Source organism: Embleya sp. AB8 (genome assembly GCF_049739465.1).
GTDB lineage: Bacteria > Actinomycetota > Actinomycetes > Streptomycetales > Streptomycetaceae > Embleya.
Window position 1 is genome coordinate 1 of the sequence record NZ_JBMHHY010000042.1, and the last position, 22091, is coordinate 22091.

At 70.8% G+C, this 22091-nt stretch carries 18 protein-coding genes; 12 read left to right on the plus strand and 6 right to left on the minus strand.

What is annotated here, in order from left to right; translation table 11 throughout:
* Nucleotides 1-1658 precede the first annotated feature (1658 nt).
* Entirely contained in the window at nucleotides 1659-3365 is a 1707-nt protein-coding gene (locus tag ABIA38_RS41245) for an MFS transporter (protein ID WP_424644138.1), read from the plus strand.
* Nucleotides 3366-3474: 109 nt separating this feature from the next.
* Here the strand turns inward: ABIA38_RS41245 and cysC are convergent, their stop codons facing one another.
* The 5 genes from cysC to ABIA38_RS41270 all read right to left on the minus strand — a co-directional run bounded on the left by cysC (nucleotide 3475) and on the right by ABIA38_RS41270 (nucleotide 7886).
* A complete protein-coding gene (gene cysC / locus ABIA38_RS41250) occupies nucleotides 3475-4068 on the minus strand; it encodes an adenylyl-sulfate kinase (RefSeq protein WP_424644139.1) in 594 nt (197 codons plus the stop codon).
* A gap of 231 nt (nucleotides 4069-4299) precedes the next feature.
* The gene (locus ABIA38_RS41255; RefSeq protein WP_424644140.1) at nucleotides 4300-5766 is read right to left on the minus strand and encodes an MDR family MFS transporter; all 1467 of its coding nucleotides are present in this window, start codon (nucleotides 5764-5766) and stop codon (nucleotides 4300-4302) included.
* A 340-nt stretch (nucleotides 5767-6106) separates the two neighbouring features.
* Nucleotides 6107-6430 (minus strand): DUF2470 domain-containing protein, encoded by a 324-nt coding sequence (locus ABIA38_RS41260; RefSeq protein WP_424644141.1) that lies wholly within the window; start codon nucleotides 6428-6430, stop codon nucleotides 6107-6109.
* A 35-nt stretch (nucleotides 6431-6465) separates the two neighbouring features.
* Entirely contained in the window at nucleotides 6466-7107 is a 642-nt protein-coding gene (locus ABIA38_RS41265) for a neocarzinostatin apoprotein domain-containing protein (RefSeq protein ID WP_424644142.1), read from the minus strand.
* Between the two features lie 62 nt (nucleotides 7108-7169).
* Complete coding sequence (locus tag ABIA38_RS41270) at nucleotides 7170-7886, minus strand: neocarzinostatin apoprotein domain-containing protein (protein WP_424644143.1); 717 nt, start codon at nucleotides 7884-7886, stop codon at nucleotides 7170-7172.
* 464 nt (nucleotides 7887-8350) lie between these two features.
* Between ABIA38_RS41270 and ABIA38_RS41275 the strand changes: the two genes are divergently transcribed.
* From ABIA38_RS41275 to ABIA38_RS41300, 6 genes are all read left to right on the plus strand, one after another.
* Nucleotides 8351-9040, plus strand: coding sequence for a heme oxygenase (biliverdin-producing) (locus tag ABIA38_RS41275; RefSeq protein WP_424644144.1), 690 nt, complete (start codon nucleotides 8351-8353; stop codon nucleotides 9038-9040).
* Nucleotides 9041-9161: 121 nt separating this feature from the next.
* Nucleotides 9162-10151, plus strand: a complete 990-nt coding sequence (locus ABIA38_RS41280; protein WP_424644145.1) for an ABC transporter permease — start codon at nucleotides 9162-9164, stop codon at nucleotides 10149-10151.
* Complete coding sequence (locus ABIA38_RS41285; RefSeq protein ID WP_424644146.1) at nucleotides 10148-11107, plus strand: ABC transporter permease; 960 nt, start codon at nucleotides 10148-10150, stop codon at nucleotides 11105-11107. Before ABIA38_RS41280 ends, ABIA38_RS41285 begins: the two co-directional genes overlap by 4 nt.
* A complete protein-coding gene (locus ABIA38_RS41290; RefSeq protein ID WP_424644147.1) occupies nucleotides 11104-12687 on the plus strand; it encodes an ABC transporter substrate-binding protein in 1584 nt (527 codons plus the stop codon). Before ABIA38_RS41285 ends, ABIA38_RS41290 begins: the two co-directional genes overlap by 4 nt.
* Nucleotides 12687-13682 carry an ABC transporter ATP-binding protein gene (locus tag ABIA38_RS41295; protein WP_424644148.1) on the plus strand — a complete coding sequence of 332 codons (996 nt, stop codon included), beginning with the start codon at nucleotides 12687-12689 and terminating at the stop codon, nucleotides 13680-13682. The genes ABIA38_RS41290 and ABIA38_RS41295 overlap by 1 nt, the downstream gene beginning before the upstream one ends.
* A 163-nt stretch (nucleotides 13683-13845) precedes the next feature.
* Nucleotides 13846-14826, plus strand: coding sequence for an oligopeptide/dipeptide ABC transporter ATP-binding protein (locus ABIA38_RS41300; RefSeq protein WP_424644149.1), 981 nt, complete (start codon nucleotides 13846-13848; stop codon nucleotides 14824-14826).
* Nucleotides 14827-14828: 2 nt separating this feature from the next.
* On the opposite strand, the gene ABIA38_RS41305 is transcribed toward ABIA38_RS41300, so the two are convergent.
* Nucleotides 14829-15269 carry a pyridoxamine 5'-phosphate oxidase family protein gene (locus tag ABIA38_RS41305; protein WP_424644150.1) on the minus strand — a complete coding sequence of 147 codons (441 nt, stop codon included), beginning with the start codon at nucleotides 15267-15269 and terminating at the stop codon, nucleotides 14829-14831.
* Nucleotides 15270-15829: 560 nt separating this feature from the next.
* On the opposite strand from ABIA38_RS41305, the gene hpnC reads away from it, so the two are divergent.
* From hpnC to shc, 5 genes are all read left to right on the plus strand, one after another.
* Nucleotides 15830-16729 (plus strand): squalene synthase HpnC, encoded by a 900-nt coding sequence (hpnC, locus tag ABIA38_RS41310; RefSeq protein WP_424644151.1) that lies wholly within the window; start codon nucleotides 15830-15832, stop codon nucleotides 16727-16729.
* Between the two features lie 10 nt (nucleotides 16730-16739).
* Nucleotides 16740-17621, plus strand: coding sequence for a presqualene diphosphate synthase HpnD (hpnD, locus tag ABIA38_RS41315; RefSeq protein WP_424644152.1), 882 nt, complete (start codon nucleotides 16740-16742; stop codon nucleotides 17619-17621).
* A 115-nt stretch (nucleotides 17622-17736) separates the two neighbouring features.
* Complete coding sequence (hpnE, locus tag ABIA38_RS41320) at nucleotides 17737-19113, plus strand: hydroxysqualene dehydroxylase HpnE (protein ID WP_424644153.1); 1377 nt, start codon at nucleotides 17737-17739, stop codon at nucleotides 19111-19113.
* Nucleotides 19110-20135 (plus strand): polyprenyl synthetase family protein, encoded by a 1026-nt coding sequence (locus ABIA38_RS41325; RefSeq protein ID WP_424644154.1) that lies wholly within the window; start codon nucleotides 19110-19112, stop codon nucleotides 20133-20135. Before hpnE ends, ABIA38_RS41325 begins: the two co-directional genes overlap by 4 nt.
* A 4-nt stretch (nucleotides 20136-20139) precedes the next feature.
* Entirely contained in the window at nucleotides 20140-22089 is a 1950-nt protein-coding gene (gene shc / locus ABIA38_RS41330; RefSeq protein WP_424644155.1) for a squalene--hopene cyclase, read from the plus strand.
* The last annotated feature ends 2 nt before the right edge of the window (nucleotides 22090-22091 follow it).

A 22091-nucleotide genomic window follows, 5' to 3' on the forward strand; every position in this document is an offset into this window, starting at 1 on the left:
CTTGGTGCTTCGCATCCGTTGTTGCCCGTCCACTACGTGGCCGTTACTGCCCTGGTCGGCTTCCCCGATTCGTGGTCGGGGGCGGTCGGCCGCTTGGGCGTCGGGGTGTTGGGCTGCTGGCGCGGTGGCTCTGGGTCCGTTCGGCGGGGCCGTCTCGTGGCAGGTGGCCGCCGTCTCGTCGTTGCTCGTCCCCTCCGGGGCCGGGGTTTTTTCTTGGTGCTTCGCATCCGTTGTTGCCCGTCCACTACGTGGCCGTCACTGCCCTGGTCGGCTTCCCTGGCTCGTGGTCGGGGGCGGTCGGCCGCTTGGCGGCCTCGGTGGCCGGTGGCCATGCCGCGTCTCGCAGCCCCTCACGGCTCCCGCTCTCTCCTCGGGACCGAAACCGGATCCCGACGAGACTCCCAGGGCCTGGGGCGATGCGTGACCTGCGGTTTTGCCCGGCACCCGCATCTACGCAGGCCGGCGAGTGCGGGTTTCGTGCTCTCCGGGCCGAAACCGAGGCACGACAAGACAAAAAGGGCCGCACGCCGACGGAGAACCCAGCGCCTCACACACCCCACCGGCGCAACCCGAGCCGACAAACCCACGCCCCGAACGGAAACCGACCAACTCGCACGAGGCCGGAACGCCTGCGCAGCGGCCGAACACCCCGACGCCCCACGGACAACCGCCCCCGACCGCGAATCGGGGGATGCCGTCCAGGGCAGTGACGGCCACGTAGTGGACGGGCAACAACGGATGCGGAGCACCAAGCAAAGACCCCGGCCCCGGAGGGGACGTGCAACGACGAGACGGTGGCAGCCGCCACGACCCGGCCCCGCCGAACGGACCCGGGGCCACCGCGCGCCAGCCCAACAGCACGACGCCCAATGCACAACGGCCCCGACCGCGAGTCAGAGGAAGCCGTCCCGGGTGGTAACGGCCACGTAGTGGACGGGCAACAACGGATGCGAAGCACCAAGCAAACCCCGGCCCCGGAGGGGACGTGCAACGACGAGGCGGTGGCAGCCGTCACGAGCCGGCCCCGCCGAACGGACCCAGGGCCACCACGCCACCAGCCCAACACCACGACGCCAAGCGACAACCGCCCCCGACCGCGAGCCAGCGAAGCCGACCAGGGTGGTAACGGCCACGTAGTGGACGGGCAACAACGGATGCGGAGCACCAAGCAAAGACCCCGGCCCCGGAGGGGACGAGCAACGACGAGACGGTGGCCACCCGCCACGAGTCGGCCCCGCCGACCAGACCTAGGACCAACCACCCCACCAGCCCAACACCACCACGCCCAACCCGCCAACCGCCCCCGCCGCGAACTGGCCAAGCCGACCCCCGTGGCAACGGCCGCGTCCTGGCTGGCCTTCCTTCTCCTCCTCGGACTTCGACAGCTAGCTGACGAGGCGTCAGGGAATTATTGTTGCGAATCGGGATTCAGTGGGCATCGCGCCCGCGCTCGCTCTTCCTCGCTTCCCTCTGACGTGCTAAACACTGTCAAGCAGTTCGGCTGGAGTGCACCGATCCGGTTGGCATCGTCCACGAGACGCGCCCGCCCCGTCGAGGCCGAGTGGCTCTTTGCCCCGAAGATTCCGTACAAAACCGGGCGTGTCGCCGCAGTGACACGTGTCCGGTGCACGCCCCTGCACAGAACGGAAAGTACCGGTATGTCTGCGACCGTTGAAGTACCCGCGAAGCCGCCGGAGCCCGAACCCGAACCCGAGCCGGAGCCCGAACCCAAAGCCGAGCCCGATCCCTCCTCCGTCGACACCGGTCGACTCGAAGGAGCTTCCAAAGGCCGGGTGTTCGCCGTTCTGGCCGTCGTGGTGATGTTCTCCGAGGTCGTGCCGCTTCAGTACGCGATGATCTCCTCGGCCGTGCCGGAGATCGCCCCGTCGTTTCGGTCCGTCGGCGAGAGCATCTCGTGGATGGTGGTGATCCTGGGCCTGGTCGGCGGCGCGGTCAGTCCGCTGATCGGCAAGCTTTCCGATGTCTACGGCAAGAAGCGGCTGTTGCTCGCGACCAGCGTCTCGTTCCTGTTCGGCTCGCTGATCTGCGCGCTCACCAGTTCGTGGCCGCTGTTCCTGGTCGGCCGCGCCCTCCAGGCGGTCGCGTTCGGGATGACCGCCGTCGTGTACGGGCTGATCCGCGACCTGATGCCGCGCAGGTTCATCCCCGTCGCGATCGGCGTCTCGGCCACCGGCCTCGGCCTGTCGGCCGCGCTCGCGCCGGTGGTCGGCGGGCTGCTCACCGAGCACTACACCTGGCGCTCGTTGTTCTGGTTCCTGGTCGTCTACATGGTCGTCCTGATCCCGCTGCTGTTGATCGTGGTGCCCGAGTCCAAGCTGCGGGTGCCGCAGAAAGTGGACTACGTCGGCGGCGTCATCCTCGGCGCCGGACTCGCGTTGATCCTGCTGTACATCAGCCAGGGGCAGGCCTGGGGCTGGGGTCGGCCGTCCGCGTTCGGGTACGCCATCGTCGGCGTGCTCGTGATCGGGCTGTGGGTGTTGTGGGAGCAGCGGGTCGCGAACCCGATCATCGACCTCAAGCTGCTCACCGCCCCGCGCGTAGCGCTCGTGCTCGGGATCGCGTTCCTGGCCAACATGATCATCGGCATCCAGAACTACCTCACCAGCTACATGGGCCTGACCCCGGACGACGTCAAGCAGAACACGCTCGACAAGTACGGCGCCGGCGCCGTCCAGGGCGCCAAGGCCATGGGCGCGCCCGAGGCGACGTGGGCGGGGATCGCCGACCAGGTCAAGGCGGCCGTGTCGATCAACGACTCGCTCGACTACGCGCTCGGCTTCACCCTGCTCGGACTGGCGCTGCACGTACTGATCTGGCAGTCGATGTCCAGCATGATCGCCGGCCCGCTGGCGGGTCTTTGGGGGCAGCGCCGGGGGCTGCGGATGCCGATGGTCGTGGGTGTCGCGACGCTGACCGCGGCCGGCTTCATGTACCTGTTCCTGCACGACTCGTGGCAGCTGATGCTGATCTGCGGCGTGGTCTACGGCATCGGTTTCGGGATGTACTACGCCGCCGCGCCGAACCTGATCATCGAGGCCGTACCGCAGGAGCAGCAGGGCATCTCGTCCAGCATGCTGGTCGTCGCCCAGTCCTTCGGCGCCTCGGTCGGCGTCGCGCTCCTGTCGCCGATCTTCACCGACAACCGCCTGCGGATCACCGGCCCGGCGCCGAGCGGTCAGGGCCTGGCCACCCAGGACGCGTGCAACGAGCGGGGCTGTACGTACACCACGGACGCCTTCACCACCGGCTTTTGGATCCTGATCGGGTGCGGCGTACTGGCGCTGGTGATCGCGCTGGTGATGAAGCACGGCCGCAAGCCCGCCACGGGTGGTCTGCTGCACTGAGTCCCGAACCGAGTCCCGAACCGAGTCCCGATTCGATATGACGTGATGTCAGGACCCGTGAATCCGCCAAGGATCCACGGGTCCTGACATCACGTCAGCAGGTGGCCCGCTACCCCCCGAGCAGCGTCGCGTCCAGCAGCGCCACCAGCTTGGCCGCCTGCTGCTCCGGGTCGCCGTCGGCCGGGGTCAGGCGCAACTCCGGGGCGTCCGGGGCCTCGTACGGGGCCGAGATGCCGGTGAAGTCGCCGATCTCGCCGCGCCGCGCCTTCGCGTACAGGCCCTTCGGGTCGCGGCGTTCGCACTCCTCGATCGGGGTGTCCACGAACACCTCCAGGAACGGCAGCCCGTCCCCGGCGTGCAGGGCCCGGACCCGGTCGCGGTCGGCGCGATAGGGGCTGATCACCGGGACGATCGCGATCACACCCGCGTCGGCGAACAGCCGGGCCACCTCGCCGACGCGGCGGATGTTCTCCGTACGGTCCTCGGGGCCGAATCCGAGGTCACCATTGAGGCCGAGCCGGACGTTGTCCCCGTCCAGCCGGTACGCGGTGACCCCGCGCTCGACCAGGAGCCGTTCGGCGATCACCGCGACCGTGGACTTGCCCGAGCCGGACAGGCCGGTGAACCAGATCGTCGCCCCGAGCGCCGGACGCCGCTCGCGCGTCACACCGCCCTCGTGCCAGACCACGTTGCGCTCGCTCACGACCGACTCTCCATCCACCCAGGCGCTTGTCCGCGTCGATTCCCGCGTTGATTCCCGCGTCGATTCCGCATTGATTCCGCGCTGATACCGAGGATTCGTACCGTACGGGGCGCCCCGCGCCGACTCGGATCCGGTCCGCCACCCGGACGCGTTGTCCTCGGACGCGTTGTCCCCGAACGCCAAACAAAGCAAAACGCCGGACAAAGCAAATCAGCCCGGGTAGGCGTTGACTCAGACCGCCGCGCTCTCCGTGATCGGCTCGCCCGCCGGGACCACCTCGGTCTTCTTCCGGAGTGTCGAGGCCGCGTCGTTGTCGCGGATCGTCAAGGCGGCGATCGCGCCGAGCACCGCCAGGCCCGCCGCGACCAGGAAGGCCACGTGGTAGGCGTGCAGGTTCGGGCTGGGGGCGGCACCGGACTTGATGGTCATCGTGCCGATCCCGGCCAGCACGCTGGCCAGCAGCGCGACGCCGAGGGCCGAGCCGAGTTGGCGCTGGACGTTGAAGATGGTCGAGGCGCGGCCGTTGTCCGCCGGGGCCGTACGCGCGAACGCCGCCGCCTGCATCGGGATCATCACGTGGGCCATCGACGCGCCGGTGCAGAACATCAGCACCACGATCAGCGCCGCCGAGGTGTCCCCGTCGACCAGCGAGAGCAGCGCCGCACACGCGCCGATGCCGAGCAGGCCGCCCGCCATCAACCGGCGCGGGCCGACCACCGGGTACAGGCGCGAGACCCACTGGGTGGCGAGCACCACGCCGAACGCCTCGGGGAAGGTGAGCAGGCCGGTCTCCAGGGCGCTCTTCCCGAACGCCTGCTGCTGCATCAGCGGGAAGACGTACAGCACGCCCAGGAACGCGGCCGAGTTGACCATCGAGACCACGTTGGTGCTGACGAACAGCCGGTCGCGGAGCAGGCGCAGGTGCAACATCGGCTCCTTGACCCGGAGTTCGACGAAGACCATGGCAATACACAGGATCAGTCCGGCGATTCCGGTGGACAGGATGATCGGCGAGCCCCAGCCCTTGGACGCGCCCTCGCTCAGCGCGTACATGAGCAGCGCGAAGCCCGCGCCGGAGAGGACGAAGCCCGGCAGGTCGAAGCGGCCCGCCTTCGGGTTCCGGTACTCCTCCAGGAAGACCAGGCCGAACACGAACGCGGCCAGGCCCACCGGCAGGTTGATGTAGAAGACCCAGTGCCAGGACGCCTTGTCCACGAGCAGGCCGCCGAGTACCGGGCCGAGTGCGGGGGCCAGTGCGGTGGGGACCATCAGGATGCGGGACGCGCGCACGCGCTCCTCGGGCGGGAAGACCCGGAACATCATGGCCATGCCGACCGGGGTCAACATGCCGCCGCCCGCGCCCTGGAGGATGCGGAACAGGACGAGCTGGTCGATGCTCTGCGCCAGGCCGCACAGTGCGGACGCGCCGGTGAAGACGGCCAGGGCGATCAGGAAGATCCGCTTGGTGCCGAACCGGTCGCCGAGCCAGCCGGAGGCGGGGATGAACACCGCCAGGCTCACCAGGTAGCCGACCGCGACCGTGGCCAGCGATGCCTGGGACGCGCCGAGGTCCTTGCCGATGGCGGGCAGCGCGACGTTGATGATGGTGACGTCGAGGATGTTGACGAACATCGCGGCGACGAAGACGGCGCCGACCACGACCTTCTGGCTGAGACGTGACGCGGATATGGGCGGCATGCGGCTGGGGCCTTCATTCGGGGGGCGGAGGAGCGCGGGGCGCGTCGAGGGGCGGAGCCTGGTACTGAGCGAAGCTCACTATATCTATTGGTACAGGTGCGGCCGACTGGTTTTCCCGGACACGACAACGCCGACGACCCGGGAGACCTTCCTCCCGGGTCGTCGGCATGACACGTGTTACACGTACAGGTGACGACTACACGTACAGGTGACTACAGGTACGTGTGACTACAAGTACGGGTGACCACCAGTACGGGTGACCACAGGTAGGTGGTCGGGCCGATCGGCCTGCCGGTTCCTGCCGATCCGCTCGCCGGTTCCTGCCGATCGGCCGCGCCGCTCAGTGCTCGCCCTCGCCGCGCGCCGGCACGCCGAGTGCCTCGCAGGCCGCGTGGTACTGCGCGACGACCTCGATGCGCACCTCGCGCCGCTCGGTGATCGACCGGCTCCACGGCACGCGCACCGCGACCGGCTCGCCCGCCACGATCGCCGAGTAGTAGGCCGCTTCGCCGTCCAGGCCGGTCATCGTCGCCGCGGTGGCCTCGGGTTGTCCGCCCAGGCCGCGCGCGATGAGCAGGCAGTCGTCGGGGTGGTCGTCGTTCATGTGCTTGCGGACGGCGGTGATCGCGTCCGGTCCGAACGGGTTGACGGTCGCCTCGCTCATGCGGGTCGCCTCCGGCGGTAGGGGTCGAGGATGGGTCAGCCGCGCACCGAGTCGCGGCGCCGACGCGACGCGAACACCGCGCCCACGCCGACCACCAGGATGCCCGCGCCCAGGTAGCCGAGCTGCGTGCTCGACGCGCCGGTCTTGGGCAGCTGCGGCTGCCCGGCCTCGGTGGTGGCGCCGGTCTGCGGCGTGGTGCCGGCGGGCGGCTGCGTGGCGGGGGCGGCGGGGGCGGTGCCGAAGGTCACCGGCATCCAGACGTCCTGGTCCCGGTTGGCGATGTCGGTGTGGTCGTTGAACGTGGCCACGAAGCACGCGGTGGCGGCGCAGTCGACCTTCGTCTTGTCCTTGCCCTCGAAGGTCTGCGCGGGCTTGATCTTCACCGAGAAGGTGCCGTCCGGACCGACCTGCGGGACATAGCCCGCATTGCCGTACTGGGTGGGCACCCCTCCGGCCGGCTTGGCCACGGTCTGCGCGATGTAGACGCCCTTGCCCGGCTTGTAGCCCTTGCCGGTGACCGTGATCTCCTCGCCGCCGGCGGCCAGGCCGGTGGACTTGGACAGGGTGATGGTCGGCGCGTCGGCGGCCGACGCGGGCGCGGCGGCGAACGTGGTGAGGCCGAGGCCGATCGCACCGGCGGCGGCGACGGCGGCGACCGTCGTACGGGACTTGCGCATGGAGTTGCTCCGAAGGCTGGGAACGCTGGGAACGAGGGACAAGAAGATGGGGGAGCGGCGGATCAGGCGCTCGGCCGGCGGCGCTTGACCACGACCGCGCCGGCGATGGCCAGGACCACCACGACGGCGGCGACCACGCCGATGATCAGCCCGGTGTTGTCGTCGCCGTCGTCCTTCTCGGACGAGGACTTCGACGCGGCCTGACCGGCCGCGGCACTCGGCGCCGCGGCCGGCGCCTGAGCCGAGGTCTGCGGCGCCCCGCCGGCCCCCGGCGCACCCGCCTGCGGGGCCGCCGTGGCCGGGGCCGGGCTCGCGGGCAGGCCCGGGGCCTCGCCCTCGAAGCCGATCGGCAGGTAGGCCTCCTGCGTACGGTCCTTGCCGTTGGCCGAGTTGGACGTGGCGATCGCACAGCGGGTCTTGAGGCAGTCGACCGCGCCGAACTTGGCGATGACCTTGACGTCGGTGCTGAACGAGCCGGTCGCGTCCGCCTCGGTGGGTCCGGCGAACGAGCCCATGTCGCACGCGCGGCCCGCGCCCTGGGCCGGGTCGCAGGGCAGGATGAACAGCCGCACTCCCGGCGTGAAGCCCTTGCCGACCAGCTTGACCACGTCGCCCGCCGGGTTCAGTCCGGTGGTCTTCGCCGCGGTCAGGGTGGCCTTGCCCGCCGCCGGGGTACCCGACGCGTGCGCGGGGCCGGCCAGGCCGACGGCCGACCAGGCGAGCAGGAGGATCACGGCGACGACGGCGCCGCCGAGGCGTCCGGTACGGGCTGGGCTCACGTGGTGTCCTCTGGGCCGACCGTACGACTGCGTACGGAATGATTGGAGGTGAGGCTATCCTAAGACCGGGTCCGGTCGCCGGAACCTGCGGGGGTGACCCCGAAGGTGCTCGCGACGGGCCCGGAGCGGGCATCGATACATGCTCCTCCCGGCCGTCGATCGGGTCGAACGCGACCCCGCCGACAACGTGCCGACAAGTTGTCGGTAACTTATTGACGGCACCGCATCGCGCCACACAGACTGCGAGGGCCGGTGGAAACGGGTGGCGACCCGAATCGCCGGGAGTGCTTCGCCCTGGGCAAAAGTGCCCAATCCGCACGGGCATCGTCGCCCATCCATCACAGTTCGCACCGTTCGCACGCATTCCTACGTGACTTCCTACGTGACTTCCTACGTGATTGCCACGTGATTCCCACGTACTTCGTGCGCGTTCGGTGGATCTTGTCGCACCTAGGGGAAACCTCATGACCACGACCGAGACCGCCGAGACCGCCGGTGCCACCCCGACCTTCGCCGAGTCGCTGCGCAAGCGCTCGTGGGCCTTCCACCAGGAGGCCGAGGGCTCGGGCTTCCTCGAGGCGCTGATGAAGGGCGAGCTGACCCGGGACGCGTACACCGCGATGGTGGCCCAGCACTACTGGGCCTACGTGGTCCTCGACGACGCCGCGGACACCATGCGCAACGACCCGATCGGCGCCCCGTTCGCGGACGCCCGGCTGGACCGGCGGGCCATCCTGGAGGCCGACATGCGCTTCCTGGCCGGCGCCGACTGGAAGGAGCGGTGGCCCGCCAACGAGGCCACCCGGCGCTACGCCGACCGGATGCGGGAGAAGTGCTACGACTGGGCCGGCGGCTTCGTCGCGCACCACTACACCCGCTACCTCGGCGACATGTCCGGCGGCCAGTTCATCGCCAAGCAGATGCGCAAGCACTACGACCTGCCGGGCACCCAGGGCAGCGACTTCTACGTGTTCGACCGGCTCGGCGATCTGACCGTGTGGAAGGACGCCTACCGGGCCGCGATGAACAACGCCCCGTGGGACGCGCAGGAGCAGGAACTGGTGATCCAGGAGGTGCTGTTCGCGTACGACATCAACAGCGCCGTACTGCGCGAACTCGGGCAGGACCTGGAGCGGTTCCGCAAGACCGCCTGACCACTGCCCGACACCGCCCGACCGCCGCCCGACGCCCGGGCGGGACACACCGCACGCCCCGGGGGCCCACCGTTCGATGCGCCGTCCGACAATGGACGGCGTATCGATCGGCAGGAGAGAGATGACGAACTACCTGGTGCGGCGCGTCCTCGGCGTCGTCGTGGTCATGTTCGCCGTCGTGACCGGCCTGTTCCTGCTGCTGCACGCCTCCCCGGTGAGCCCGGTCAACCAGCTCGCGCCGCAGGTCGCGGCCGATCCGGTGGCCCGCGCCGCGGTCGAGCACCGGATGGGCCTGGATCGCCCGCTGCTCACCCAATACCTCGACTATCTCGGCGGCGCGCTGCACGGGGATCTGGGCAACTCGCTCTACGACGACTCCTCGGTGGCCGACCAGATCGGCCGGGCGCTGCCGATCTCGCTCGAACTCGGGCTGCTCGCCTCGGTGTTCGCACTCGTCCCGGCTGCCCTCCTGGGCGCGTGGTCGGTGCTGCGCCGGGGCGGGGCGGTCGACCACGGCACCCGGGTGTTGACCGTGCTGGCGATGTCGCTGCCGGGCTACTGGCTCGCGGTGGTCGCGCTCGTACTGGTCGGCGACAGTCATCCCGACCTGCTCCCCAACGCGGGCGGCTTCGTCACCTTCACCGAGGACCCCGCGACCAACCTGAAGGTGCTCGTGCTGCCCGCGATTGTGCTCGGCCTGGCCACCTTCGCGATGCTCACCCGCTCGTTGCGCGGCGGCCTGGCCGACGCGATGGCCTCCGACCACGCGCTGTTCGCGCGCGCGATGGGCGGGTCGCGATGGCTGACGCTGCGTCGGGTGGCGCTGCGCGGCGCGCTGGTGCCGACGCTGACGGTGGCCGGCGTATTGATCGGCGGGCTGCTCTCGGGCACCGTACTGATCGAGAACGTGTTCCAGATTCCGGGGATCGGGCAGCTGATGGTCACCGCCTTCCAGCGGCAGGACTATCCGCTCGCGCTGGGCGCGTGTGTGGCCACCTCGGCGATCTTCCTGCTGCTGAACCTGGTGGTCGACCTGCTCTACCCGCTGGTGGATCCGCGTACCGGCGTCCACGGCCGCGGCCGGGACGAACTCGGGCGGGTGGCCGGATGAGGGCCCGGCTGCGGCTGCCGCGCCTGGGCGTGGCCGGTTGGCTCGGGCTGACCTGCGTGCTGCTCTACCTCCTGGTCGCCACCGTCGGCCGGCTGCACGGCGACCCCACCGCACTGGTCACCCCGGGGCCCGAGGCGCCGTCGCTCGACCATCCGTTCGGCACCGACCACCTCGGTCGCGACCTGCTCGCCCGGACCGCGCAGGGCGCCTGGACCTCGCTGCTGATCTGCCTGACCTCGGTCGGCTTCGCGGTCGTGGTCGGCATGCCGCTCGGCCTACTCGCCGGCTACCGGCACGGCGGCCGGCTGGACGGGCTGCTGATGCGCACGGTGGAAACCCTCCAGGCGCTCCCGCAGTTCGTCTTCGTGATGTTTCTGATCGGCCTGATGGGCACCGCGGACATGCACTTCGGGCCGGTCACCGTCGGCAACGGGGCCCGCGTGGCATTCGCCATCGGACTGGGCTTCGTGCCCTACTTCGCCCGGGTCGCGCGGGCCGCGACGGTGGTGGAGATGCAGGAGGACTACGTGGCCAACCTGCGCGGACTGGGCGTGCCGACCCGGGAGATCCTCTTTCGCGAGGTGCTGGTCAACGTCTGGCCGCCGGTGCTCGGCCAGGCGTGCCTGGCGATGGCCATCGCGGTCTTCGCCGAGGGCGGCCTGAGCTTCCTGGGCCTGGGCGTGGCCCCGCCGACGGCCACCCTGGGCAATCTGATCGCCGACGCCGGCGGGCAGATCATCGGCGGCGACTGGTGGTACGCCACGCTGCCCGGCACGGTCCTGGTGCTCGGCATCCTGGGCTTCAACCTGCTCGGCGACCCGGCCGCGAGGCGCCCGGCACGATCGACCCAGACCCAGACCCAGACCCAGACCCAGACCCAGACCCCGACCCCAACCCCGACCCCAACCCCGATTCCGAGCCCGACTCCGAGCCCCATTTCGAAGGAGACCCCGTGACACCGGTACGCACAGTCGGCCTGAACCGTCGAGGCTTTCTCGGCCTCGCGGCGCTCGCGGCGGCCGGCGGCACGGGCGTGCTCACCGCGTGTTCGAGCTCCTCCGGTGCCAAGCGGGTGGCCGACCGGCACCGGGACGGCATCCTGCGGATCGGCGTCGCCTCCGCGCCCAGCAGCCTCAATCCGCTCGACTCCGGCTCGGAGATCACCCGGTGGATCGCCGAGCCGATCATGGAGAGCCTGTACGGCTACGACGCCAAGCTCGCCTCGGTGCCGCTCCTGGCCGACGGCGAACCGGAGCTCAGCGACGACAAGTTGGCCTGGACGATCCGCCTGCGTCAAGGCGTGACCTGGCACAACGGCGCGCCGTTCACGGCGGACGACGTGGTGGCCACCCTCGCGCACATGCTCGATCTGGCGGCGGGCAGCGAGTGGATCACCTACATGCTCGGCTACCTCTCCCGGTTCGAGAAGGTGGACGAGCACACGGTACGGATCGTGCTGAGCAAGCCCTACGGCCTGCTCCGCTCGCACCTGACCAACCTGCCCATCACCCACAAGGACTTCGTGGCCCGCAAGGACACCATGATGGGCACCGGGCCGTACCGGCTGGACCGGTTCGTGGCCGGCCAGAGCTTCACCCTCTCCCGCTTCGACCGCTACCACGGCGGCCAGTACAGCGGCGGCGCCGCGCCCGCGTTCAAGGGCATCGAGTACACCGTCTTCAGCGACGCCAACACCCGGGTACTGAGCCTGCGGCAGGGCAAGGTCGACCTGATCACCACGCCGTCCTTCGCCACGTTCGACACGATCCGCAGGGACAAGTCGCTGGCGCTGGTGCTCACCGAGGCGCCACTGGACGTGCTCAGCTACGTGATGATGCGCAAGGAGCCGTTCAGCGACCCCGACTTCCGTAGGGCGGTCGCGCTCTCGATGGACCGCCAGGGCGTACTCCAGCGGGTGTACGGCGGCGAGGGCACCATCGGGCAGGGGCCGATCGGGCCTGCCGAACTCGGCTACGACGCCGCGTTGCAGCCCTTCCCGCCCACGCCGGACCTGACCCGGGCCCGCGAGTCGCTGGCCCGGGCCAAGACGTCCAAGCGCTCGTTCACCGTCACCATCGGTACCAACCAGGGGATCCGCGACATCGCCCAGGTGCTGGTCGCGGGCTGGAAGCAGGTCGGCCTCGACGTCACCATCGAGCAACTCCCGGGCGGGCCATGGTCGAACAAGTGGCTCTCGCGCGACTACGACATGCTGATGAACACCTTCTCGTCGGGCTTCACGTCCGGCCCGGCGAACTACCTCACCCTCGCCCCGGCGGGCTCCACCAACGTGCTCTCCTGCGGCTACGCCAACCCCGAGGTGGACCGGCTGATCGACACCATCTGGCAGACCTCGGACGCCGCGGAACGGGTGGCCGCGCTGGGCCGGGTGGACCGGTTGCTCGCGGAGGACGCGGTGATCACCCCGCCGGTGTACCCGAAGCTGGCGCTCGCCCAGCGGGCCGAACTGTCGCCGTTGGACCCGACGATGTTGCGGATCAGCCGGCTCGATCCGCAACACCTGCGGTTCGTTTGATGACGAGTACGAGTACGAGTACGAGGACGAGCGCGAGCGCGACGCCGCTGTTGCGGGTGCGCGATCTCGACGTCACCTATCGCGGGTCGGCCGGTTCGGTGCCCGCGGTGCGCGGGGTCTCCTTCGACGTGGCGCCGGGCGAGATCCTGGGTCTGGTCGGCGAGTCGGGCAGCGGCAAGAGCAGCGTGTGTGCCGCGCTGACCGGCCTGCTGCCGGCCGGTGCGCGGCGCCGGGCGGCGGGCCTCGAGTTCGAGGGCGCGGACCTGGTCGCGATGCGCGAGCGGGAACTGCGCCGGGTACGCGGTCGCCGACTGGCGTTCGTTCCGCAACAGCCGATGACCTCGCTGGCGCCGACCACCCCGGTGGTGCGCCAACTGCGCTGGTATCTCGGCGATCGGCTCGACGATGTCGAGGTACGCGAGACGCTGCTCGGGATCGGCCTGGGTCCGGTCCTGGACCGGCCGCACGATCTGCCGGGCGGCTTCTCCGGCGGGCAACTCCAGCGGGTGGTGATCGCGATCGCGGCGCTGGCCCACGAGCCCGCGCTGCTCCTCGCCGACGAGCCGACCACGACCCTGGACGCGACCGTACAGGCGCAGGTGTTGCGGTTGTTGCTGACCCTGCGGGACAAGCTCGGGCTGGCCATGGTCTACGTCTCGCACGACCTCGCGGTGGTGTCCACGATCTGTGATCGGGTGGGCGTGATGTACGGCGGGCGGCTCGTGGAGACGGCGCCGGTGCGGGAGATCTTCGCCGCGCCCCGGCATCCGTACACCAGGGCGCTGATCGCCGCGATGCCCGCCACGACCCCGGCCGACCGACCGCTGCGCGCGGTCGAGGGCAGCCCGGACGGCGCGAACCTGCTCCCCGGCTGCCCGTTCGCGCCGCGCTGCCCGGACGTGCTGGACGTGTGCCACGAGCGTATGCCCGACCCGATCCGGCACGGCCCGAACGAGGTGCGGTGCCACTGCGTGGGGCGGGGGGATGGGTCGTGACGGCGGCGTCGAGCGCGCGCGGGCCGGGCCTCGGGCGTGTGGGGGGCGATCCGGGCCGCCGTCGGGTGGAACGGGAGGCCGCGCTTTCGGGCGCGCGCGGGCCGGCCGTCGGGTTCGGTGCGCGCGATGTGGGCTGTCACCGGGGGGACGAGGGGGTCGGGTCGTGACCGCGTTGTTGGGCGTGTCCGGGCTGACCAGGCGGTTCACCCTGCCGCGTGCGCCGGGATTTCGGCGGGTCGGGCCGCGGGTGGTGGCGGCGGTCGAGGATGTCTCGTTCGAGGTGGCGGCCGGGGAGGTGCTCACGATCGTCGGGGAGTCCGGGTCCGGGAAGACCACCGTGGCCCGCGTGCTCGCGGGTCTCGATACCGCGACGGCCGGCACCGTCTCGCTCGCCGGGCGCGAGTTGGCCGGCGTCCGTACCCCCGCCGATCAGCGGCTGATCCAACTGGTCACGCAGAACCCGCGCGCCGCGTTCAACCGCCGGCGCACCCTGCGGCACGCGTTGCATCAGCCGCTGCGGGTGCACGGGTTGGCCGCGAACCGGGCCGAACGGGACGCGCTGGTCCTGGATCTGGTCGAGCGGGTGGGCCTGACGGCGGATCACCTGGACCGGCTGCCCGGTGAGGTCAGCGGCGGCGAACTGGCCCGCCTGGTGCTCGCGCGCGCGTTGTCGGTGCGCCCGCGCGTCCTGGTGTTGGACGAGCCGACCGCGAGCCTGGACGCGAGTGTCAAGGCGACGGTGGTCGAGCTGCTGCTGCGGCTGCGGGCCGACCTGGACCTGGCGATCGTGGTGATCACCCACGAGATCGACATCGCCCGCCGGCTCGCCGATCGGGCTGCGGTGATGTACCTGGGGCGGATCGTGGAACTGGGCCCGGCCGAGCGGGTGCTGGCCCGGCCGCGGCATCCGTATCCGCTCGCCCTGCTGGCCAGTGTGCCGGTGCCCGATCCGGCCCGGGTCGGCCCGGCGAGCGCGGCGGCCCTCGGCGAGGGCATCGTCGGCGAGGTGCCCTCGCCGCTCGACCCGCCGGCCGGTTGCGGGTACCACCCGCGCTGTCCGTTCGCGACCGAGGTGTGCGTCGAACGGCGACCGCTCGCCGAACCGCTCGGCGACGTGGAGGTGGCCTGCCACCACCCTCGGTGAGTTCAGGCCGATATCGGCGCGCCGGCCGGCCCGAGCAGCCGCCCGGCGACCACCTCCGGGTCGAGCCGGAAGATCCGGTGCGGCCGACCCGTGTCCCACGTGCGCGGCAGCAGCCGGGCCAGCCGGGTGCACTCGGTCGGCTCGTCCACCCGCAGCACCCGCCCGGTGACGGTGACCGTCCAGCCGGTGTGCGCGTGTGGGTCGTAGGAGTCCGCCTCGAACGCGCAGACACAGTCGTGCAGCGCCGCGTGCACGCGCTGGTCGGCCGCCGTGCGGAAGGTGAGCGCACCCCGGTCGAAGCGGAAGTGCACCGGCAGGATCGCGGGCAGCGCGTCCAGGTTGAACACGACCCGGCCGATCGGCACCGAGGCCATCAGGCCCAGCGCGTCCCTCGGGGCGAGGTCCACCGGCGCCCCGGGGTGTCGAATCGTGTCGTCCGCCATCCCTCAAGCTTGCCCGCGCGCGGCCGGCGTGCGCAGGGGCAAAAGTCCCGGATGCGCGGACCGTTAGGCGACCCGGGTCGACTGTGGTCGCGCATTCGGGTATCGATTCGGTCTACGGCGGCGTGTCGACGCGCGCGCTATCCTCCGGGTATTCCGCAAATCCGGAAAGTTGATCAACATTTCGCCGGCCACTCGCTTTATCGACCCCGCTTGGTCCATTGGGCACGGATAATCGCGGTACTCCTCATGCGGAAGGCGGAACTCCGCACTACTCCACAGGGAGGGTTCGCGGAACGAAACCTCCCCAGGTGCCCGGAATCCACCAGGGCATGCCGGACGTCCTGTGTGGTACGGGGAACACCATCGCCGGCCAGGGCGTTCGTGGTGATAACAAAAGTGTTTCGTGAAGGAAAAGTCCGGGTGAGCTATGACACGCGTGTTCTCGGTGCTTGATCGATCCGACTTCGATCGGGCAAGCTGAACCGTCAGACCGACCGGGACGGCACGAATTCCTGGCCAACTGTAATGTTGGGAATGTTTTCGGGGGCCCAGGGAGAGTTATGGGGAGTGATTCCCGCGGTCTCGAGCGCGAGCCCGACACGGGCCTGGACGACTCGGCGGGCATCGACGCCGCGGTCATCGACCCGGACGTGGTCATGCGCCAGGCCGGCCACGAGAACTTTCCCGTGGCGATGGGGATCCTGCGTCCCGACCACCGCCGGCACCTGCTGGCCGTCTACGGCTTCGCCCGCCTGGTGGACGACATCGGCGACGAGGCGCGAGGGGATCGACTCGCCCAGCTCGACGCGTTCGAGCAGGACCTGCGCCGCGTCTACACCGGCACCCCCAGGCTCGAGGTGCTGCGCCGGCTGCAACCGAGCGTGCGCGAACTCGACCTGCCGATCGAGCCGTTCCTGGGGCTGATCCAGGCCAACCGGCAGGACCAGGTGGTCCGCCGCTACGCGACCCATGCGGACTTGGTCGCCTACTGTGCGCTGTCCGCCGATCCGGTCGGCCGGATCGTGCTGCACGTGTTCGGCCGGGCCACCGAGGAGCGGATCGCTTACTCCGACGAGATCTGCACCGCGCTGCAGATCGTCGAGCACCTGCAGGACGTCGTCGAGGACCTGGGCCGCGACCGGATCTACCTCCCCCAGGAGGACCTGGACCGGTTCGGCGTCACCGAGGCCGATCTGGCCGCGCCCACCGCGACGCCCGCCGTACGCCGACTGATCGCCTACGAAGCCCACCGCGCGACGTTGTTGTTGCGCTCCGGCGCACCGCTCGCGGGGACACTGCGAGGGCGCGAACGCCTCGCGATCGCCGGATTCGTGGCCGGCGGACGAGCGGCCGTGTCCGCGATCAAGGACGTCGGCTTCGACGTCCTGGCCCATCGGGCCAAGCCCGGTAGGGCCACCCTGTTGCGCGAGCTGTCCGGCGTACTGGTACGAAAGAGGTAAAAGGGGAACCATGGACGTCGACGCTTCGTATGCGTATTGCGAGCGCCTGACCCGCAATCAGGCGCGCAACTTCTACTACGGCATCAGGCTGCTGCCCGAGCCCAAGCGGCTCGCGCTCAGTGCCGTGTACGCCTTCGCGCGCGAGATCGACGACATCGGCGACGGCGACCTGCCGGCCGATCGTAAGGTCGCCGAGTTGGCCCGGATGCGCAAGCAGCTCAAGGACCTGAGCGCGGATCGAGACCCGGTCGCGGTCGCGCTCGCCGACGCCGCGACCCGCTTCCCGATCCCGCTGTCCGCGCTCGACGAGCTGATCGACGGCGTCGAGATGGACGTGCGCGAGACCGCGTACGAGACCTTCGACGAGCTGCGGGTCTACTGCCGCTGCGTGGCGGGCACCGTGGGCCGGCTCTCGCTGGGCATCTTCGGCTCGCGCGACTCGCTGCACGCGCCCGACCTCGCGGACACCCTGGGCATCGCGCTGCAGATCACCAACATCCTCCGCGACATCAAGGAGGACAAGGACAACGGCCGGGTCTACCTGCCCCGCGAGGACCTGGCCAAGTTCGGCCTGGAGGACGCGTGGCACAGGGACGGCCGGTTCACCCAGAGCGCCGCCTTCGACGACCTGGTCCGGTTCGAGGGCGAACGCGCCGAGCAGCTCTTCGAGCGGGGGCTGACCCTGCTTCCGCTCCTTGATCGGCGCAGCGCCGCCAGCACCGGCGCGATGGCGGGCATCTATCGCCGGCTGCTGACCAGAATCCGTGAGGAACCGGGTCAGGTACTGATAGGTCGGCTCTCGCTCCCGGGCTGGGAGAAGGCCGAGATCGCCACCCGCGCACTGGCCGGCCTGCCGGTCGGCGCGCACTCGTTGCTCGCCCGCAGGCGGTGAACCTCCGGTGTCGTGCCGCCGGGCGCGACACTGGCGATGACCGGCCCGAGGCCGGTGTGGCAAACCGGCCGCAGGGGCCGGTACAGGGATTGATCACGTGGGTACGGAGCAAGGCATGAGCGCACGCATGGTGGTGATCGGGGGCGGCCTGGCGGGCATCACCGCCGCGCTGACCGCCGCCGACGCCGGCGTCGAGGTCACCCTCCTCGAGGGCCGGCCCAGACTGGGCGGCGCGACGTTCTCGCTGCGTCGCGACGACATGTGGCTGGACAACGGGCAACACGTCTTCCTGCGCTGCTGCACCGAATACATCTCCTTCCTGGAGCGGATCGGCAGCGCCGACAAGGTCCACCTCCAACCCAGGATGGAGGTACCGGTGCGCACCCCGTGGGGCACCCGGACCCGGCTCGCCCGCTCCGCCCTCCCGGCCCCCCTGCACCTGTCCTCGGCGCTGGCCCGCTACCCGCTGTTGACCATGGCCGGCCGGGCCCGGGTCGGCCGCGCCGCGCTCGCGATGCGCCGGCTCGATCCGGCCGACCCGGCCCTGGACGAACTCACCTTCGCCGCCTGGCTGGACCGCTACGGCGTCACCGCCCGCGAACGCGAGGCGATGTGGGACCTGATCGGCATCGCCACGCTCAACCTGCCCGCCACCGAGGCCTCCCTCGCGATGGCCGTCAAGGTCTTCCGCACCGGCGTGCTCGATCGCAACGACGGCGCCGACATCGGCTGGAGCCTGGTCCCGCTGCAGGAACTGCACGGCGACGCGGCCGGCCGGGCACTGGCGCGCGTGGGCGCGCAGGTGCGGCTGCGCAGCCGGGTGGACGCGCTGGAGCGCGCCGCCGACGGCACCTTCGTGATACGCGCGGACGGCGAGCGGATCGAGGCGGAGGCGGTGGTGCTGGCCGTACCGCACTACGACGCGGCCCGGTTGTTGCCCGCGGGCGCCCTGCTGCTCGGCGACATGCCCGCCGATCCGACCCTGCTCGCCGGCCTCGGCACCTCGCCGATCGTGAACCTGCACGTGGTCTACGACCGCCCGGTGCTCGACGTCCCGCTGGCCGCGGGCATCGGCACACCGGTCCAGTGGATGTTCGACCGCAGTGCCGGACACGGCCTGGAGGCGGGCCGTTACCTGGCGGTGTCGCTGTCCGCGGCGGGTCGGGAAATCGACCTGACGAGCGCGCAACTGCGGGATAGGTTCGTGCCGGAACTGGCCCGCGTGTTGCCGGCTGCCCGGGCGGCCCGGGTCGAGCGGTTCGTGGTCACCAAGGAACGGTCCGCGACCTTTCGCCCCGCCCCCGGTTCGGGCCGGCTGCGGCCCGGCCCCCGGACCGCGGTCCCCGGTCTCGCCCTGGCCGGGGCGTGGACCGCCACCGGATGGCCCGCGACGATGGAGAGTGCCGTGCGCAGCGGCCGCTCCGCCGCCCGTGAGGCCCTTCCGCATCTCGGCCGCACCCGTGCCATCCCGGAGAGGACGACACCGCTATGACGCTCGCCGACGCATCGATCGCCCCCGCCGTGCTCGATCGCGCGCGCGAGGCGAGCCGCCCCGCGCTGCGGGTCGCGACGGCCCGACTCGAACCGCCGCTGGCCCGGGTGGCCGCGTACCACATGGGGTGGGCCGACGAGGCGGGGCGCGAGCTGCCGGGCAACGGCGGCAAGGCGCTGCGCCCGGCACTGGCGCTGCTGTCCGCCGAGGCGGTCGGCGCGCCGACCGCCGTGGGCGTCCCCGGCGCCGTCGCGGTCGAACTCGTGCACAACTTCTCGCTGATCCACGACGACCTCATGGACGGTGACGAGGAACGCCGGCATCGGCCCACCGCGTGGAAGGTGTTCGGCCCGGGCCTTGCCGTCCTGGCCGGCGACGGACTGCTCGTGTTGGCCGAACAGGTCCTGATGGACGCCGACGCGGACGGCGACCGGGCCGCCCGCATGCTCACCGAAGCCACCGCCAGGTTGATCGACGGACAGTCCCAGGACCTGTCCTTCGAGGCCCGACTCGACGTCACCGTCGAGGAGTGCCTGACCATGGCGGGCAACAAGACCGGGGCCCTGCTGGCCTGCGCGTCGGCGATCGGGGCGGCCCTCGCGGGCGCCGACGAACGCAGCGTGCAGGCGCTGTACGGCTTCGGGCACCACCTCGGCGTCGCCTTCCAGGCGGTGGACGACCTGCTGGGCATCTGGGGGCGACCCGAGACCACCGGCAAACCCGCCTGGAACGACCTGCGCCGACGCAAGAAGTCCGTGCCGGTCGTCGCCGCCCTCTCGAGCGACACGACCGCCGGACGCGAGCTGGCGCGCATCTACACGGACGAAGGACCGCGCAACGAGGAGGGACTCGCCCTGGCCGCACGCCTCGTCGAGGAAGCGGGCGGGCGCGCTCGCACCGAGGCCGAGGCGGCGCGGCGTCTGGAGCAGGCGATGGCCTGCCTGGACTCGCTGGACGTCCCGCAAGGTACCTACACGGACCTGACCTCACTCGCGGCCTTCACCACCACTCGGGAGTTGTGAAGAGATGACAGTGACCGTCCAGCCGGGAATCGGCGACGTCAGCGAGGACAGGGTCAAGGACGCGCTCGACAAGGCCGTCGCCCATCTGATGGACCTTCAGGACGATGCGGGCTGGTGGAAGGGGGAGTTGGAGACCAACGTCACGATGGACGCGGAGGACCTGCTCTTCCGCGAGTTCCTGGGCATCCGTACCGAGGAACAGACCCTGGCCAGTGCCCGGTGGATCCGCGCCAACCAGCGCTCCGACGGCACCTGGGCGACCTTCTTCGGCGGCCCCGCCGACCTGTCGGTGACCGTCGAGGCGTACGTCGCGCTCAAGCTGGCCGGTGACGATCCGAAGGCCGAACACATGGCCGCCGCCGCCGCGTTCATCCGCGAGCGCGGCGGACTGGCCAACACCCGGGTGTTCACCCGGTTCTGGCTGGCCTTCTTCGGCTGGTGGTCGTGGGACGAACTGCCGGTGCTGCCCCCGGAGATCGTCTACCTGCCCAAGTGGTTCCCGCTCAACGTCTACGACTTCGCCTGCTGGGCCCGGCAGACCATCGTGCCGCTGACCATCGTCAGCTCGCTGCGCCCGGTTAGGCCCGCGCCGTTCGACCTGCGCGAGCTGCGCCCCACCGGCCCGGTGCCGGCCCGGCCCGGCGCGGACGACCCGTGGTCGAAGGTGTTCCGCGCCCTGGACGCCGGGTTGCACCAATACCAGAAGCGGCCGATCAAGCCGATCCGGCAGACCGCGATGCGCAAGGCCGAACAGTGGATCGTGCGCCGCCAGGAGGCCGACGGCGGCTGGGGCGGGATCCAACCGCCGTGGGTCTACTCGCTGATCGCCCTGCGGCTGATGGGCTATCCGCTCGACCACCCGGTGATGGCCCAGGGCATCAAGGGCCTGGACGGCTTCACCATCGTGGACACCGACGAGCACGGCGAGCCGCGCCGCCGGTTCGAGGCGTGCCAGTCGCCGGTGTGGGACACCGGGCTGACCCTGGTCGCGCTGCGGGACGCGGGAGTTCCGGCGTCCGACCCCCGGGTGGTCAAGGCCGCCGGGTGGCTGATGGACGAGGAGATCCGCGAGGTCGGCGACTGGGCGGTACGCCGCCCGGACCTGGAACCGGGCGGCTGGGCCTTCGAGTTCGCCAACGACTACTACCCGGACACGGACGACACGGCCGAGATCGTGATGGCGCTGCGCTACACCGACCATCCGGACGGCGCGCGCAAGGACGCGGTGTTGGACCGGGCCGAGCGGTGGACCGCGGGGATGCGCAGCAAGGATGGCGGTTGGGGCGCGTTCGACGCGGACAACGTCAGCATGCTGCCGCTGAAGCTGCCGTTCTGTGACTTCGGCGCGGTCACCGACCCGCCCTCGGCCGACGTCACCGCGCATATCGTGGAGATGCTCGCCGACGGCGGCGCCCGCTACAGCTCCTATGTCGCGGACGGCGTCAAGTGGCTGATGGAGCATCAGGAGGCGGACGGGTCGTGGTTCGGCCGCTGGGGCGCGAACTACATCTACGGCACCGGTGCGGTGGTGCCCGCGCTGGTGACCGCGGGCGTCGACCCCCGGCACGCGGCGATCCGGCGCGCGGTGCGCTGGCTGGTGGCGAAGCAGAATCCGGACGGCGGCTGGGGTGAGGACCTGCGCAGCTACGACCAGGCCACGGCGTGGTCCGGGCGCGGCGAGTCGACCGCGTCGCAGACCGCGTGGGCGCTGCTCGCGCTGCACGCGGCGGGCGAGTTCGGCGAGGTCGCGCAGCGCGGGGTGGCGTGGCTGACGGAACATCAGAACGAGCTGGGCGGGTGGGACGAGCCGCAGTTCACCGGCACCGGCTTCCCCGGCGACTTCTACATCAAGTACCACATGTATCGGCTCGTGTTCCCGGTGATGGCGCTCGGCCGGTATGCGGCGCTCCCGATGGCCGGCACGGCCGCGGCGGTTGCCGAGACGACAGGTTGAGT